The 15,705-nt window shown below is 44.4% G+C and carries 12 protein-coding genes and 15 tRNA genes; all 27 read right to left on the bottom strand.

All coding sequences use genetic code 11. The annotated features are described in order from the left end of the window. Window positions 1–114: 114 nt before the first annotated feature. A complete protein-coding gene (locus IEX62_RS23250; protein WP_188778789.1) occupies window positions 115–1,308 on the bottom strand; it encodes a sigma-70 family RNA polymerase sigma factor in 1,194 nt (397 codons plus the stop codon). Between the two features lie 723 nt (window positions 1,309–2,031). Next, window positions 2,032–2,823, bottom strand: a complete 792-nt coding sequence (locus IEX62_RS23245) for a TrmH family RNA methyltransferase (protein WP_188778787.1) — start codon at window positions 2,821–2,823, stop codon at window positions 2,032–2,034. Beyond that, on the bottom strand, window positions 2,823–3,485 hold the full coding sequence (locus tag IEX62_RS23240) for a potassium channel family protein (RefSeq protein ID WP_188778785.1): 663 nt from the start codon (window positions 3,483–3,485) through the stop codon (window positions 2,823–2,825). Before IEX62_RS23240 ends, IEX62_RS23245 begins: the two co-directional genes overlap by 1 nt. A gap of 365 nt (window positions 3,486–3,850) precedes the next feature. Further along, window positions 3,851–5,434 carry a peptide chain release factor 3 gene (locus tag IEX62_RS23235; RefSeq protein WP_188778783.1) on the bottom strand — a complete coding sequence of 528 codons (1,584 nt, stop codon included), beginning with the start codon at window positions 5,432–5,434 and terminating at the stop codon, window positions 3,851–3,853. A gap of 159 nt (window positions 5,435–5,593) precedes the next feature. Beyond that, the gene (zwf, locus tag IEX62_RS23230) at window positions 5,594–7,147 is read right to left on the bottom strand and encodes a glucose-6-phosphate dehydrogenase (RefSeq protein ID WP_188778781.1); all 1,554 of its coding nucleotides are present in this window, start codon (window positions 7,145–7,147) and stop codon (window positions 5,594–5,596) included. Window positions 7,148–7,359: 212 nt separating this feature from the next. Continuing rightward, a complete protein-coding gene (locus IEX62_RS23225; RefSeq protein WP_308422670.1) occupies window positions 7,360–8,007 on the bottom strand; it encodes a response regulator in 648 nt (215 codons plus the stop codon). Window positions 8,008–8,011: 4 nt separating this feature from the next. Next, window positions 8,012–9,073 carry a sensor histidine kinase gene (locus tag IEX62_RS23220; protein ID WP_188778779.1) on the bottom strand — a complete coding sequence of 354 codons (1,062 nt, stop codon included), beginning with the start codon at window positions 9,071–9,073 and terminating at the stop codon, window positions 8,012–8,014. Between the two features lie 367 nt (window positions 9,074–9,440). Continuing rightward, window positions 9,441–10,109 carry a cell wall-active antibiotics response protein LiaF gene (liaF, locus tag IEX62_RS23215; protein WP_188778776.1) on the bottom strand — a complete coding sequence of 223 codons (669 nt, stop codon included), beginning with the start codon at window positions 10,107–10,109 and terminating at the stop codon, window positions 9,441–9,443. A 145-nt stretch (window positions 10,110–10,254) separates the two neighbouring features. Further along, on the bottom strand, window positions 10,255–10,989 hold the full coding sequence (locus IEX62_RS23210; protein ID WP_188778774.1) for a PspA/IM30 family protein: 735 nt from the start codon (window positions 10,987–10,989) through the stop codon (window positions 10,255–10,257). A 1-nt stretch (window position 10,990) separates the two neighbouring features. Beyond that, on the bottom strand, window positions 10,991–11,494 hold the full coding sequence (locus tag IEX62_RS23205) for a PspC domain-containing protein (protein ID WP_188778772.1): 504 nt from the start codon (window positions 11,492–11,494) through the stop codon (window positions 10,991–10,993). A gap of 2 nt (window positions 11,495–11,496) precedes the next feature. Then, window positions 11,497–12,168 (bottom strand): PspA/IM30 family protein, encoded by a 672-nt coding sequence (locus IEX62_RS23200; protein ID WP_188778770.1) that lies wholly within the window; start codon window positions 12,166–12,168, stop codon window positions 11,497–11,499. A 761-nt stretch (window positions 12,169–12,929) separates the two neighbouring features. After that, window positions 12,930–13,247, bottom strand: coding sequence for a LiaF transmembrane domain-containing protein (locus tag IEX62_RS23195; protein ID WP_229686050.1), 318 nt, complete (start codon window positions 13,245–13,247; stop codon window positions 12,930–12,932). An 886-nt stretch (window positions 13,248–14,133) separates the two neighbouring features. Next, window positions 14,134–14,207 (bottom strand) — tRNA-Arg (locus IEX62_RS23190). 9 nt (window positions 14,208–14,216) lie between these two features. After that, window positions 14,217–14,290 (bottom strand) — tRNA-Cys (locus IEX62_RS23185). A 14-nt stretch (window positions 14,291–14,304) separates the two neighbouring features. Then, a tRNA-Gly gene (locus tag IEX62_RS23180) sits at window positions 14,305–14,379 on the bottom strand. Between the two features lie 18 nt (window positions 14,380–14,397). Beyond that, window positions 14,398–14,472, bottom strand: a tRNA-Gln gene (locus IEX62_RS23175). Window positions 14,473–14,478: 6 nt separating this feature from the next. Further along, a tRNA-His gene (locus IEX62_RS23170) sits at window positions 14,479–14,551 on the bottom strand. A gap of 22 nt (window positions 14,552–14,573) precedes the next feature. Then, window positions 14,574–14,647, bottom strand: a tRNA-Trp gene (locus IEX62_RS23165). A gap of 7 nt (window positions 14,648–14,654) precedes the next feature. After that, window positions 14,655–14,739 (bottom strand) — tRNA-Tyr (locus IEX62_RS23160). Window positions 14,740–14,760: 21 nt separating this feature from the next. Then, a tRNA-Thr gene (locus IEX62_RS23155) sits at window positions 14,761–14,836 on the bottom strand. A 15-nt stretch (window positions 14,837–14,851) separates the two neighbouring features. Further along, window positions 14,852–14,924, bottom strand: a tRNA-Phe gene (locus tag IEX62_RS23150). 79 nt (window positions 14,925–15,003) lie between these two features. Next, window positions 15,004–15,079 (bottom strand) — tRNA-Asp (locus IEX62_RS23145). Between the two features lie 7 nt (window positions 15,080–15,086). Next, window positions 15,087–15,160: transfer RNA gene (locus IEX62_RS23140), tRNA-Met, on the bottom strand. A 19-nt stretch (window positions 15,161–15,179) separates the two neighbouring features. Continuing rightward, window positions 15,180–15,255: transfer RNA gene (locus tag IEX62_RS23135), tRNA-Val, on the bottom strand. Window positions 15,256–15,347: 92 nt separating this feature from the next. Next, window positions 15,348–15,419: transfer RNA gene (locus IEX62_RS23130), tRNA-Glu, on the bottom strand. A 20-nt stretch (window positions 15,420–15,439) separates the two neighbouring features. Beyond that, window positions 15,440–15,531: transfer RNA gene (locus IEX62_RS23125), tRNA-Ser, on the bottom strand. A 3-nt stretch (window positions 15,532–15,534) separates the two neighbouring features. Continuing rightward, window positions 15,535–15,610, bottom strand: a tRNA-Asn gene (locus IEX62_RS23120). Between the last annotated feature and the right edge of the window lie 95 nt (window positions 15,611–15,705).

Below are 15,705 nucleotides of genomic sequence, written 5' to 3'. Positions count from 1 at the left end.
GGAGAACCGCTCACGAATCCTTTTCAGAGGAACTGTCGCACTTGGCTTGACAATCCGTCAATCTCTAAATTATGACTCATTAAATAATCTATAAACATCATATTTCCCCCTCTACTAATGATTCCATTTTATACCATTTACTATAGCCATACTTTTTATTTTTTTTAAAGCATTATATTCAATTTGTCTTATACGTTCACGAGTCAGACCGTAAATAGAACCAATTTCTTCTAATGTCATAGGCGAATCATCTTCTAGTCCAAATCGTAGAGATATAATTTTTTGTTGGCGCTCACTCAATTTGTTTATAATTGAAAGCATATCCTTTACAAATAATTTGCTATCGACAATTTGAGCTGGATCTTCGTAATAATCAGTAATTATTGAATTTATATAAAAACGATCATTCGGTAAAAAATCGAGTAATTCTGTATCTGTTTCTGTGTCTCCTTCCCTCACAAAAGAATTAAGCGATTTAACATTGAGAAATCTGTACTCAATAAGCTTACAAAATTCGTACTTCTTTTCAGTTATGTTTAACTCTCTACATATATCACTAGGGATTATTTTTTTATTATTAATAAAATAATTAGCTTCTATTTTCTTTATTTTTTGTATTAATTCAAAAGCATATACTGGTATCCTTACAATTCTCCCTTTATCTATAATTGCACGGGTAATCGCTTGTCTTATCCAATGAATGGCATAAGTAGAAAATTTCGTATCATAAGAAAGATCAAATTTCTGAATTGCTTTGATTAAACCAATATTCCCCTCAGCAACTAGATCTTCTTCTGAAAGATCATGATTAGAATAATTTAAATATTGTTTAACTATTTTCCATATGAGTCTTTGGTTACTGTATAAAACCTGTTCAAAAGCTTCTTTACTTTTTGTCTTTGCGTATAACTCCAATAATTCTAAATTAGAACTATAGGATTTAATAAATTCTTTTTCGCTTTTAATGTATAAGTTGCTAGGAATTGCTGAAATTCGATTAGGAATCAACTCTAATGATAATATCTCTTCAATAGATAGGTCATCATTTTCTTTAGGCTTTTTAACAATTGATAGATCTTCGTTAATAATTTCTTTCAATACATTATCATCACTAATTTCTATATCTACTTGAATATTTTTGTATCCCTTAATTTTCAAATAACTATAAATTACATTAGTTGGTATTGTAATTGACAATGATTCTTCAATTATCTGCTTAGCTTTTGACAATGAAATACGATATTTTATAGGAAAGGCTGTAACAAACCAATTCAATTGAATATCTAGCTCCTCTGCGCTTAGATTCATTTATATCACCTCTTATCTTCCTATATAATAGACAAAAGGTACTAATTCCAAAATTGTACAAATTTTGTATTAGAACCTTTTGTCTATTATATTATCAAATTCATTAGATATAAAGACCTAATCTTATTTACTATTCAATTATAGCTTTTCATATATAGCTTTTCATATTTTATATTTTATATTTTTCACTATTCAAAAAATTTGTTTTATAACTACAAGGGTTTTGATTAAAGTCTTCACTTTAATAGCAATAGCATCTTCTTAAACCCCTCTGTAAAAAACTAAAAAGAACTGTCTCCACCTCCAAATCCCTTCCCTCACAAGGCTTCACCGCCATTTCCGAGATAAAAATAACTGTCACAAAAACGCTGAGAAATACACCTGAAAACTGGAAAGAAACTGGTTTAATCGTGAACGAAAACGACTAATGATTCGTGTCCCTGAAAGGATAGAGAAGTGCCTGAGAAAAGAAGGAATCGGCAGTTATAAAGGTTGGGGAAACTACTTTCAATTTCCCAAAAGCCTTGAGTATCATGGGTTTCTGCTTGATTACCTATTCGGACTTGGATGAGAATTCCCTGCTGGGGTGCCTCAAAGCCTGAGAAAAAGACTGGAGAAATGGTTGGGGAAAGCGGCAACCAAGTTCCAGTCTTTGGTGGTTTGGAGACAGTTAATTTTAGTTAGGGACGGTGAACTTAAAATTAGACAGGAATATTTTATTTGTTACATCCCCCGCTGCCTCATCGCCTCAAACAACAACACCGTAGCCGCCATCGCCGCATTCAGCGACTCCGCCTGCCCTTGCATCGGAATCAACACATGCTCCTCTACCAGCGCCGCCGTCTCCGCCGATATCCCTTTCCCTTCATTCCCGATCACAATCCAGCCGCCACTACGGAAATCATACTCATAACAAGAAGCCTCCGCCTGTAGTGACGTACTCACCAGCTTCATCCCCTGCTCCTTCGCCGCAGGCAACACCTCAGCCAGATCCGCCTCTAGCACAGGCACATGAAACAACGACCCCATCGTCGACCGGATCGTCTTCGGATTATACAGATCGGCACAGCCCTTACCGAGCACAACTCCCTTCGCACCGGACGCATCCGCACTACGAATAATCGTTCCCACATTTCCCGGATCCTGCACACCATCCAGCACCAGCACCATCGCCGAATCTTCCTTCAGCAAGCTGGACAGCAACGCATTCCGCTTATGCACAATCGCAAATACTGGTTGCGGTGTGCGTGTATCTGTACATTTCTCCAGTACCGCCTGCGATACCGCTACATACTGTGCGCCACCGTTATAGCCTGCGATATCCTCCTTCAGCTCGGCAGGAATGCCCTTTTCTGTATCATACACAATATATTGAATATCCCAGTCACTCCGCAGCGCTTCGCTTACGAGATGAATGCCTTCGATAATAAACTTATCTAGCTTGTCGCGGTGCTTCTTTTCCAGCAGGCTCGCCCATTCCTTGACGCGAGCATTTTGTGTCGATAGTATCTCCATTAGTCCTCCATGTCCATTTCGAGTTTGATCAGGTCATGCTTTTGACCGACGATGACGACGATGTCGTTCGCTTGCAGCTGCTCTTCTGGGGCAGGTGCGATATTCATATGATTATCTCGCTTGATCGCCATTACATTACAGCGATAGCGAGCACGGATGTTCAGCTCGATCAGGTTGCGTCCGATCATCGAATCGGATGCTTTCATCTCCACGATGCTATAGTCGTCCGACAGCTCGATATAGTCGAGCACATTCGGTGAGGTCAGATGGTGGGCAACGCGTACCCCCATATCTCGCTCTGGGAAAATCACCTTATCTGCGCCGATGCGCTGTACAACCTTCGCGTGTAGATCATTTTGTGCTTTGACCAGCACGGTCGGAATTTCCATTTCCTTGAGGATGAGCGTGGTCAAAATACTCGATTGAATATCTTCCCCGATCGCCACGACGACCACGTCGAAGTTACGCAAGCCAATCGCTCGTAGTGCCTCTTCATCCGTCGAATCGGCGACGACTGCCTGAGTCACGATATGGGATACTTCCTGTACACGATGTTCATCTGAATCGATTGCCAGTACATCGAAGCCCATTTCGCTCAGCGTGCGGGCAATACTGGAGCCGAAGCGTCCAATTCCGATGATGGCATATTGCTTTCTAGCCATGTTCTACCTCCATATACGGTTCAAAATAAAAACAGATTGTCCGGCAGGCAGTGATACCGTTGTAGGCTGCCGGACAATCTGCGGTTATAGATGATTTTTGAATAGTGCGTATTTATAGTGCAGGAGTGATGAGTACATTTACGTTTACCTTCATGAACTCACGTTTAGAAAAGTAAGCCACTAACTCCATGCAGCTCGTCTATTCGTTACTGTGCTTCGTTACTTTTTGTCGTACTCGTACTTCTTATCTCTCTTCACTCTTACAGAGTAGTTATTCTATTTCTCATCACTCATTACCCGCCGCCTGTGAAGATATAATCCATTCTGTCAGCCGGTTATTCTATTTGCTATCGCTTCATTACTCCTTACGGAGCGGTTTGCAGGAACTGTGCATCTGGATTTTTCTCCATTGCCGTACGCATCGCATACTCATTCTCGAACAGAACGACAAAGTTACCTTTTTTGTCCTTCACAAGTGTCGAGTTAATACGGAACTTGGATGGATCGAGATTGTCTGCAACGACCCAGCGTGCGAATTGGAAAGGCATACGCTGCAACTGCACATCTACGCCATACTCATTTTTCATCCGATATTCGAATACCTCAAATTGCAGCTGACCGACAACGCCGAGAATCGTATCGTCGAAGCTAACTGCGTTGAAGATTTGAATCGTACCTTCCTCAGTCAGCTGATCCAAGCCTTTTTGATATTGCTTGTATTTCAGTGCATTCTTCGCTGTAACCTTGGCGAAAATCTCTGGTGAGAACGTCGGCAGCTCGTCGAATACGATACTGCTACCCTGACTCAAGGAATCCCCAATACGGAAAATGCCTGGATCGAACAGACCGATAATATCGCCTGGATATGCATCTTCGACAATATCCCGATCCTGTGCGAGGAATTGCTGTGGCTGTGCGAGCTTGATATCCTTGCCGACACGCACATGCTTCACACTCATGCCGCGCTCGAACTTACCAGATACGATACGTAGGAATGCGATACGGTCACGGTGCGCCGGGTTCATGTTCGCTTGGATTTTGAATACATAGCCACTGAATTTTTCGTTTGTTGGCTCGATCATGCCCTCGGTGCTGCGACGTGGTTCTGGCTTTGGAGCCAGCTCCAGGAAGTTCTCCAGGAACGTTTGCAGACCGAAGTTGTTGATCGCACTACCGAAGAAGATTGGCGTGAGTTCACCGCGCATAACCTTTTCATAATCAAATGGATCGCCAGCAACGTCCAGCAGTTCAATATCCTGACTGAGCTGCTCATACAGGAACTCGCCTGCCATTTGCTTGATCAGTGGATCGCGATAGTCTTCGACCTTGCGTACCTCGATCGTGGAGTGATCGTCACCCTGAAACAGCTCAACCTGGCTCTTCATACGATCGTATACACCGCACAGCTCGCGGCCCATACCGATCGGCCAGTTCATTGGTACGGAGCGAATACCAAGTACCTGCTCCAGCTCTTCCATTAGATCGAATGGACTGCGACCTTCACGGTCGAGCTTATTAATAAAGGTGAAGATCGGAATCCCACGCTGCGCACATACCTTGAACAGCTTGATCGTCTGTGCCTCGACACCCTTCGCTACGTCGATCAGCATGACAGCCGCATCGGCAGCAGTCAGTGTACGGTACGTATCTTCACTAAAGTCCTGGTGACCCGGTGTATCCAGAATGTTGATCCGGTGTCCGTTATAGTCGAACTGCATAACAGAGGACGTAACCGAGATACCACGCTGCTTCTCGATCTCCATCCAGTCACTTGTCGCGTGCTTGCTCGCTTTACGAGCCTTAACTGTACCGGCAAGACGAATCGCGCCCCCGAACAGCAGCAGCTTTTCCGTCAGTGTTGTTTTACCCGCATCCGGGTGAGAAATGATTGCAAACGTTCTGCGTTTATCGACCTCACGCTGCAATTCTGTATCTATCGTTTTACTCATTATCATTTTCCCTTCATCGCTTAAATAGACTGTTCCCATTGTACCATATCCACAGCAAAAACACCCTTATGTATAGCAAACATAAGAGTGTTTTCCTGCATTCATTCATAATTATATTGTACGTGAATGGAAGCCGATATGTCTATGATTTCCACCAAATTAGCGGCTATTTGCAATCCATACAACATCGTCCTCATCCTGTCCATTCACCGGCCACCAGTGGAAGCCATCCTGCTCCAGCAGCTTGTGCGTTTCATCCGGTCCCCATGAGCCAGCTGGATACGTCTTCACATCCTGTGGATGCTGCTTCCAGGCGTTATCGATATGGTCGATAAAGCTCCATGCCGCCGCTACCTCATCCCAGCGAGTGAAGTACGTCGAATCGCCCTGCGCAGCATCCTCCAGCAGACGCTCATACGCCTCTGGCGAGTTAATACCGATCATGCAGCTCTGGCAAAATTCCATTGCCAGCGGCTGGATTTCAGAATCGGAGCCTGGCTTTTTGGCATTGATTTTAACATATATGCCTTCCATCGGGTTCACGCGAATCACGAGCAGATTCGGTTCCAGATGATGCTTTTGACCAAGATACACATTCGTTGGCATCCGTTTGAATTCAACGATAATCTCTGTCGTTTTTACCGGTAGACGTTTACCCGTGCGGATATAGAACGGTACGCCTGCCCAGCGGAAGCTATCCACGAATACACGAGCGGCAAAATACGTTTCCGTGTTCGACTCTGGATCGACCTTGTCCTCATCGCGGTAGCCCTTCAGTTCCTTATCGCCGGACTTGCCGTTTGTATATTGAGCCCGTACCACATTATTATCCACTTCCTCAGGTGTCAGATACGGACGCAGTGAGCGCAGTACCTTCACCTTCTCATCATGGATATCCTCTGGCATCAGGCGACTTGGCGGCTCCATCGCGATCATCGCCAGCATTTGCAGCATATGGTTCTGTCCCATATCACGCAGTGCACCGGAATGATCATAATAACCACCACGTTCCTCAACTCCAACCGTCTCGCTGAGTGTAATTTGCACGTTCGCGATATGCTGATTGTTCCACAGCGGCTCGAAGAAGGCGTTACCGAAGCGAATAACCTCGATATTTTGTACCATTTCTTTACCAAGATAATGGTCGATACGGAAGATTTCGTCCTCTTTAAACACCTCGTTAATCTCCGCATTCAGCTTGCGCGCAGAATCCAGATCATAACCAAATGGCTTCTCGATCACAAGACGATTCCAGCCCTCTGCATCCAGCATGCCGCCATCACGCAGATTGATCGACACACTGCCGAACAGCTCTGGCGCAAGCGCAAGGAAGAACAGACGATTCCCTGGAATATTGAACTTTTTCTCCAATGCTTCGGTTTGCTCATTCAGCTCACGGAAGCCGTCTACATTGTTAATATCGAGCGATTTATACTCAAAATGAGCGGCAAAGGTATCCCAATCTTCATCAGGCTTCACCTTATACCGGCAAAATTCATCAATTGAATCGCGTACATTCACGCGAAACTCTTCATTCGTACGTGGACGGCGTGCTACACCAATAACTGCGAAGTCCTCGGCAAGCTTACCCTCACGATATAAGCTATAAATAGCGGGAAACAGCTTGCGACTCGCGAGATCACCTGTCGCTCCAAAAATAAAAAACACCGCGCTAGGCGCTTGCGTCGTATCGATCATATGATTATCTGCCATGGCTCCTCCACTTTCTATGTAATTTTTTATTGTCCAAAAATCACGTCTGTAGATATGGTGCTCATGTTGCATATTCCATTATACGAGCCGTATGATCCGGCAAACGTATTTTATCATAATTACCCTCGTTACGACTATCTGACCACCTATCAAATGTACTTATACCCGTTAAAATTTAAGCTAATAAAGAAACCTGTCATTCTCTGCTAGGATCATTCGGCTAAGCCATTCTTATACGCATAAATAGCCGCCTGTGTACGATCCTCTACCCCGAGCTTCGCGAGCAGATTCGTTACATGGAACTTGACTGTCTTAATACCGATAATCAGCTCATCGGCAATTTCCTGATTCGACTTCCCCTGTGCAAGTAGACGAAGTACATCCATTTCCCGATCAGTCAATTGCTCATGCAGTGCGCGTTCGACAGGCTCACGGAAACGGCTCATCATTTTCGAAGCAACCTGTGATTCCAGCACAGATTGTCCACGAACCGCAGCACGAATCGCATCGGCAATCTCACTGGCACGCGAGGTTTTAAGCAAATAGCTAAATGCTCCCGCTTCGATAACCGGATACATTTTCTCATCATCCAAATAACTCGTCAGCACGATCACCTTGCAATTCGGATTGATTTCGAGCACTTTGCGCGTTGCTTCGATACCGTCCATGCCATCCATTACCAGATCCATCAGCACGACGTCAGGATGATACTCTGTCGCCAGACGAATCCCATCCATACCATTACTTGCTTCCCCTACGACCTCAATTCCGTCCTCTGTATCGAGCACAGCAGCAAGACCGATACGCACCATCTCATGATCATCGACCAGCAGCACCTTGATCAGTTCACTGTTATCCATCTTATTATGCCCACCTGCTTTCTTCTGTATTTAATGTCACGATCGGCACGACAATCTCGATCCGTGTCCCTTTACCAGGAGCTGTAATATACTGAATCGTACCCCCGATTTCGTTAATACGCTCACGCATGGTGGATAGACCATACGATGTCTGCTTCGTATCATCCAGCTCAAAGCCTACTCCATCGTCACGCAGTGTCACACGTACCGCATCCATACGCTGTACAATCCGTATCTCCATTCGGCTTGCTTTGGCATGACGAAGTGTGTTGGATAATGCCTCCTGCACGATACGGAACAGATGATTTTCTACCCCTTTAACCAGGCGAATTTCTTCATCCATTTCCAGTACAATGTCCATCGGTATCTTCGCTTTGAGCTCCTGTACGAGTTCACTAATCCCTTCATACAGCTGCTTACCTTCCAGATACACAGGTCTTAAATGCAGTAAGAGCGCTCTCATCTCAGACTGAGCGACCGATGACATCTCCTCAATTAACTGTACCTGACGCTTGGCGCGATCCGGATCTTTGTCAAAGGTACGCCCTACTGCTGTCGCCGTCATCGAAATAGCAAATAGCTGCTGTGATACCGCATCATGTAGCTCCCTAGCCAGCCTTTGACGTTCCTCGATAATCGCAGATACACGCGCCTGCTCAGCAAGCTGTGCATTATTCGTAGATAAGCGCTGTAGACTTGTAATCTGATCGCCCCACTTTTTGCCGATCCGATCCATCTGCTCACTGAGCCGCGCCCACTCGTCGCTTCCCCATGTTGGGGCTGTCTGTGACCAGTTGCCTTTTTCCCACATCAATAGCGTTTCACGCAGCTTATCGATTCGCATCTTTAGTCGCAACGCATGATATAGACCGAATAACGCACCCACTACGAGCGCTGGAATAAGCAACCCGATACCGGTACGTATCCATGCTTCCCACGAATTCTCAATAATAAGATGACCGGACGAATAAAGTGCATATACGATTATAACCAATAAAAGGACTGCCAGCAGCAATCCCTCACTCATACTGCGGACAATCAGGTCAGCAGTTTTTTCCTTTTTCACTCGTCCGTTCCTCCATTCCGTCACTGTTCCGCTTGCCATGACACAGTCAGGCTGTAGAACATCTATTGTTTGGTTGATGAACGCTCATTTTTAGTTGTTGATAAATGCCTCTTTTTAGTCAATAAAAGATTCTTTGCTTGGATATCGCTGTCAAAAGGATCGATGAATGTAATATGAATCTTCGTCCACCCTACTCCATACACTTTGCGACCCACATACGTTAAATCGATAAACCAAGCAAACACTCGAATATCCAGATCCACTACTTTATAAAATACAAAACCTCATGTAAATACAATTACCTTTACCCGCTGTACACTATTACTTGTTATACACCGATTGCCTCATACGACGATTATCATCGCGACTACGCAGACAATCGAATATTCAAATCCCCTGCCACATAAAATACAACTAGCTTCACCCGCTGCACGCTGGTACCATAGTTAGGCGATTGCCATTCCACACGATTCCAGATGCCCTGACGCCGCTGCGTGCCTGTACGATAGTCCGAGTTAAAGCCAATCTGTCCAAATAATACATTCGCTTCAATCTCCACCCCATACTCCTCTGGAATGGTAAAATCCAGATCACCAATAATCCCCTGGAAATAGAGCACCGTATCCGATTCATCCGCAATCGCGAGCGACAGATCATAATCGATATCACCGATCACATGCCACGAGCTCGTGCTCTGTAGCATCCACGGATCACGATTATGCTGTGAAGTTCGGACAAAGTTCTGCTGTGTACGATGCTTATGCCCATGATGCGCTTTATTCGCACGAATATAAAACCAGCCGAGCGAGATAAGCACGATTCCGAATAGCAGCATAATATGATCCAGCAGCAGCAAACCAATTCCGCTTGCCAGACAAATATACCCTTGTCGCATTTTGCCACGGCGTAAGCCAAGCACACCAATCAGCAGCAAAACAAGTGCGACAATCGTAAAAAATCCTACAAACGGTTCTAATAAAATAAGCAGCCCAATACTGATCAGTACGACAGCGGCAGCCTCTCTTTTTCTAGTCATGTCACACCTCCTTTACCGCCGATTTCGGCCATTGATTGGAAAAGCCATACCGCATGCATGAGACACACGCTGTATGGCTTTTACCTTTTGCTATCCCGTGCACATACACGTCATAGCATATCATATTATACGCTTGCCTGGTGAATTAATGTGTTGATTCATCAGCCGGTCTTGCACTCGACTCGATCGTTTTTGGAGAGGATGGACCTGCCAGTTTGCTTTTCAGCAGGTTCAGTTGCTCATCTACCTTCAGTTGCTTTTCAGCCTGTTCTGCACTGATATATGGTGTGTTGTAGCCAGAACCGTTGTAAGGTACACGCAGTACGTCGGCTTCCGCTTCCATCTGCATAATTTTCTCTTCCATACGGCTAAAGCCCAGCGATGCGCCGCCACGGTTCAAAGAATCTACGGAATTGATTTTGGACATTTGTTTTTTCGCTTTTGCCATTTGAGCACGGGATACAAGCTCGTTGCGCTTGTTGCGCATTTTGTAGAACTCGTCCTTCATTTCGTGCAGCTGTTGCATCAGACCAGCCACCTGCTCTTTTGCTTGAGCGTGCATGTCGCCATATTCAGTATACTTTTGATCAAAGTACAGCTTTTCTTCCAGCAGACGACGAGCCACTTCCTCCTGGCCGCTTTTCAGTGCAGCTGTAGCCTGGCTTTCACGCTGTACTGCCATACGACCTGCTTCTTCCAGACGTTGCTTCATACGGCGCTCGTTAGCCATTTGCTTCGCTACCGTTACCTCTGCCTGATGAATTTCAGCCTCCATATCACGCAGATACTGGTTTAGCATTACAATCGGATCTTCCACCTTATCCAGCATTTCATTTACCGACGCCTTTGTCATATCTTTCAATCTTTTAAATACTCCCATGTTATTGATCTCCCTTCTCGTATTGAGCAATTTTTTGACGAAGTGTTTCGACTTCCTTGCGAAGTGCCTTTGTTTCGATATTTTCCATCATTGCGTCCAGATTCGCCTTTTTAGGATTAAGTGGCTCTGGCTGTTCATAGGGTGGGCGATTTTTCCCAAAATAGCGCGAATTGCTTTTATGTGGTGCATCATACATATTCGGCTCGTACGCATTTTGTGAAGTGCCCCAGTAGCCGCCGTACGTATCACGTGGGCCACCATAACGATCCTCCTTGAAGCGTGGATCATAATTGTTAAACTCCGGTGGATAATACATTGGTGGTTCCTTTGGGACGACGAAGATAGAGATCAAGTAGATCAATACCGTTGTGCCCCCTGTAAAAGGAATTGACAGGATAAACAGAATCCGCAGTAGAGTAGCATTAATCTGAAAATACTGCGCCAACCCGCCGGTCAGACCACTAATAATCTGGTCCTGCGCCGATCGGTATAACTTTGGCCGCATATTCAGCCCTCCCTCCGTTGCTGATCAAGCTTACGTCTGAGTCGTTCCAGCTCAGCGTCGAGGGCGATCGTTTTCGCTGGATCAGAGCCAGTTGTATAGCTATCCTCACCCTGGCGAATATCACGCATTGCTTTCGCTTCAAGCTCCCAATCCGAGATACGATCATCAAGACGGTTAAAGGATGGCATATTGTTCATACCATTACCAAAACGCCGGTTCATCTGCTGCTGCAAGCGTAGCGTTTCCATACGTGCATGGTAATACTCACGTTTGCTATACACAATCTGGTATTCCGATTTTAGCGTGTTCAGCTGATATTCAATTTCGTTGAGCGCCTCACGGTTTTTATCGAGCAGCTCATTATATTGTGTTTCTTTTTCTTCATACATGACCTTTTCCTGTAGTGCCATGCGAGCCAATTCTTCTTCCTCTGCCTTCAAAGCAAGCATCGCCTGCTCCTCACGTTTTTCACGCATCGCAGAAGCCTTCTCTACATGATGCTGTAGCTGACGGGTATGCTGAGAGATATTATGATGAAGCTGCTCCGCTTCAGCAATCTCGCGACGGGTATCCAGCAAAAACTGATCAATCAGCTTCACCGGGTCCTGACTCTGCTCCAGCTTTTCATTTAAAGTAGCTACGGTAATATCCCGTATACGTTTGAACATATTCATGGATACATATTCCCTCCCTTACGGTAGTACACAGATTAGAATGATAGGATAGTGCCAAGTCATGATTTTAAGCGTTAAATTATAATTTCAAGCTTTGAACCATAATCACAAGCGTCAAGCCATACTTGTGAAAAGTCAGCTTATCCTTAGCAAGCGTTCAACTTAACTATACGGCTTACAATCGAAATCATTTATCTTACAATGCAGCTGTATAGTTTTACATGTGACTCGAAACTTCTATTTTCCCTATCCCTATCGTTTGCTACTACAACAGCTCAACACTAGATCTGACTATTACATCTCACTACCTATATCGGTAATAACATATCGATTGGCAATAATAGAAGACATATGGGAAATACATTTACTCGTCAGCTCGGAATCTAAAACCTATAGTTCAGCACGCTAGATTGCACTTATTACTCATTTAATATGATTAGACCTGCTTTGAATCTAAATTCATACAATCGTTATTTTTTATAAGATATATACTGCATAAGCTATCTACTTCCCTGCTCATTTCCAGTTATTTTGATATTCCATACTGCTTATGATCTCATAAGGGACAGCCGTTTATTTTCCAGGCAGGCTCATTAGAGGATCGTAAAAATCTGGCTGCTCATTTTCTTATATCAACTATGCTGGAAGTGAGTGAAAAGTATCCATGAGCTATACAAAGCTGATAGTACAATTTGAAGATTATCTCACTATACTAATTTATTATGAATATTTACTATGAATACGTTTAACACGTGTTGTGACTAATACGTTTGACGACGACTTTTCAGCATATATACGCCTCCAGCTACGAGTGCGATTCCGATCATAGGTCCAATCAGAAACGATAGCTTGGAGAAAATAACGAGTGTACCGATGACTGCCAAAATCGTCCCCAGCACTTTACGTCCGTTTTGAAGTGCATAATAGCCAAGCACGATCAGTGCGATAGGGAAGATCAGTCCGATCAAGTGGCTCATCAGACTATGTAGCATGGGAGAAAACTTACCAAATACCATCAAAATCCCAATAACAATCAATCCAACAGCTGCTACACTTTTACGATTGATATTCAAGGTCATTCACCTCCCTTAAATGGAATCTCAGTACAGCTCATTTACTGTAATTCGCTTTAAACGATTACTTGGAACCTTTGCTTGAACATTCTAAAGACTTTCCTTCATAGCTCGTGATATGCTTCCGCTTTTGGGATGCTGTAGCTTTTAGCGCGCTTTATTACAACCCGAGTTGCGTTATCATTACTATGATCATTGCTGTCTTTCATATTTACATCTTATAAAAATATCCGCCTCCCTGAAATGGACTGCGGATGGTATTTTGACCTAGACCTTAGACGGGGGCTGTTCTAGACTGCAATAGTAGTGAGCCTTTAATATTAGCCAGCTCTTATACATTGCACAGCATTATCTCTTTAGCAACAGGTCTTTATGTGATATACATTATTATTCTTTCAGTAGTAAATTAGCAGCAAGTTTTATATGTTACAACTACCGCTCTTCTAAATTAAATGCATTACTATATAAAATTAATTCAGCATAAAGCCAATTCGATATAAAAAGTTAAGTTGCAGCGCGAAATTAAATTGAAGTAGAATCTTGAAAGCAGTATATGTATATCACTTTATTTATATCACTTTATTATAAAACGATCTCAATCATAGAAGGATCTAAATTATAAAAGGATCTAACCAGTTACGTATAAGTGCAGTTGACCTAATATCTAGCCTTTTAACTTCTAAACATCTCACCACCTACCCTAATGAAACACAAAGACTTAAACGATATAAACAATGCTTGCTCTCTAAAAGCATACTCCTCTCCAAAAGCTAACTCTGTAAATTGCAATATAGCTTATTAAATGGCAATGGGACGCATAGACAATAGCGATAAACAAAAAGACTCACCTTTTCTGAACATAATTCAGATAAGATGAGTCTTTTTTTATAAACGCGCCCTAAGAGATTCGAACTCCTGACCTTTTGATTCGTAGTCAAACGCTCTATCCAGCTGAGCTAAGGGCGCAAATAATACTGGAGGCGCCACCCAGATTCGAACTGGGGATAAAGCTTTTGCAGAGCTGTGCCTTACCACTTGGCTATGGCGCCGTATAAAATTAAAATGGAGCGGACGACGGGAATCGAACCCGCGACCCTCGCCTTGGCAAGGCGATGCTCTACCGCTGAGCCACGTCCGCTAATTGAATGAAAAGATATGGCAGGGGATATAGGATTCGAACCTATGCGTGACGGAGTCAAAGTCCGTTGCCTTACCGCTTGGCTAATCCCCTATAAAGGGCGATCGACGGGAATTGAACCCGCGAATGTCGGAGTCACAGTCCGATGCGTTAACCCCTTCGCCACGACCGCCATATAAATTGACAAAAAAAATTGGCAGGGGCAGCAGGAATTGAACCCACACTAACGGTTTTGGAGACCGCTGTTCTACCTTTAAACTATGCCCCTATAAAACTGGTGGAGGCTGATGGATTCGAACCACCGAACTCAGAGAGAACAGATTTACAGTCTGCTGCGTTTGGCCACTTCGCTAAGCCTCCATATGAAGAAAAGAAAAAAAATGGTGCCGGCGAGAGGATTTGAACCCCCGACCTACTGATTACAAGTCAGTTGCTCTACCAACTGAGCTACACCGGCATATTTTTGTAAATATGGCTCGGGACGGAATCGAACCGCCGACACGAGGATTTTCAGTCCTCTGCTCTACCGACTGAGCTACCGAGCCGTAACTGATGTACTTCTATGTGTCGACTCTTTGTTACGATCCAACATGACCGATAGTCAATACGAGCCTAAGATATAAATGGCGGAACCGACGGGATTTGAACCCGCGATCTCCTGCGTGACAGGCAGGCATGTTAACCCCTACACCACGGTTCCACTTTAATTGCGGGGACAGGATTTGAACCTGTGACCTTCGGGTTATGAGCCCGACGAGCTACCGGACTGCTCCACCCCGCGTCGTTAAATAAAGTCTATATGGTGGAGACTGACGGGATCGAACCGCCGACCCTCTGCTTGTAAGGCAGATGCTCTCCCAGCTGAGCTAAGTCTCCATGGGACACAAGATAGATTGTATCATTATTTCAAAGCCGATGTCAAATCGATCAATATGTACAATTCTTCTTGCAATTCTTATAAAAGAATATGACCCGTAGGGGATTCGAACCCCTGTTACCTCCGTGAAAGGGAGGTGTCTTAACCCCTTGACCAACGGGCCTTACTATAAAAGAAGCATTATGGCGGAGAGAGAGGGATTCGAACCCTCGAGACGCTTGTGACGCCTACACGATTTCCAATCGTGCTCCTTCGGCCAACTCGGACACCTCTCCATATGGCTCCCCGAACAGGACTCGAACCTGTGACAACTCGATTAACAGTCGAGTGCTCTACCAACTGAGCTATCAGGGAATATTGTCCGCTCTGTAGAGCGGAAGATCTTACTCTTCGCTTGGCGACGTCCTACTCTCCCAGGACCCTGCGGTCCAAGTACCATTGGCGCTGGA

Origin of the sequence: Paenibacillus hunanensis, from assembly GCF_014645615.1 — a bacterium.
In the GTDB taxonomy this organism is placed as follows: Bacteria; Bacillota; Bacilli; order Paenibacillales; family Paenibacillaceae; genus Saccharibacillus; species Saccharibacillus hunanensis.
Note: the sequence above shows the minus strand (reverse complement) of the source record. Positions and strands in the feature narration are given on the sequence as shown.

What these genes read in the sequence shown, in the direction of transcription:
- zwf (WP_188778781.1), bottom strand. Translation starts at nt 7,147, where the DNA reads ATGGCAGATAATCATATGATCGATACGACGCAAGCGCCTAGCGCGGTG.
- IEX62_RS23245 (WP_188778787.1), bottom strand. Translation starts at nt 2,823, where the DNA reads ATGGAGATACTATCGACACAAAATGCTCGCGTCAAGGAATGGGCGAGC.
- IEX62_RS23200 (WP_188778770.1), bottom strand. Translation starts at nt 12,168, where the DNA reads ATGAATATGTTCAAACGTATACGGGATATTACCGTAGCTACTTTAAAT.
- liaF (WP_188778776.1), bottom strand. Translation starts at nt 10,109, where the DNA reads ATGACTAGAAAAAGAGAGGCTGCCGCTGTCGTACTGATCAGTATTGGG.
- IEX62_RS23195 (WP_229686050.1), bottom strand. Translation starts at nt 13,247, where the DNA reads ATGACCTTGAATATCAATCGTAAAAGTGTAGCAGCTGTTGGATTGATT.
- IEX62_RS23210 (WP_188778774.1), bottom strand. Translation starts at nt 10,989, where the DNA reads ATGGGAGTATTTAAAAGATTGAAAGATATGACAAAGGCGTCGGTAAAT.
- IEX62_RS23240 (WP_188778785.1), bottom strand. Translation starts at nt 3,485, where the DNA reads ATGGCTAGAAAGCAATATGCCATCATCGGAATTGGACGCTTCGGCTCC.
- IEX62_RS23250 (WP_188778789.1), bottom strand. Translation starts at nt 1,308, where the DNA reads ATGAATCTAAGCGCAGAGGAGCTAGATATTCAATTGAATTGGTTTGTT.
- IEX62_RS23205 (WP_188778772.1), bottom strand. Translation starts at nt 11,494, where the DNA reads ATGCGGCCAAAGTTATACCGATCGGCGCAGGACCAGATTATTAGTGGT.
- IEX62_RS23225 (WP_308422670.1), bottom strand. Translation starts at nt 8,007, where the DNA reads ATGGATAACAGTGAACTGATCAAGGTGCTGCTGGTCGATGATCATGAG.
- IEX62_RS23235 (WP_188778783.1), bottom strand. Translation starts at nt 5,434, where the DNA reads ATGAGTAAAACGATAGATACAGAATTGCAGCGTGAGGTCGATAAACGC.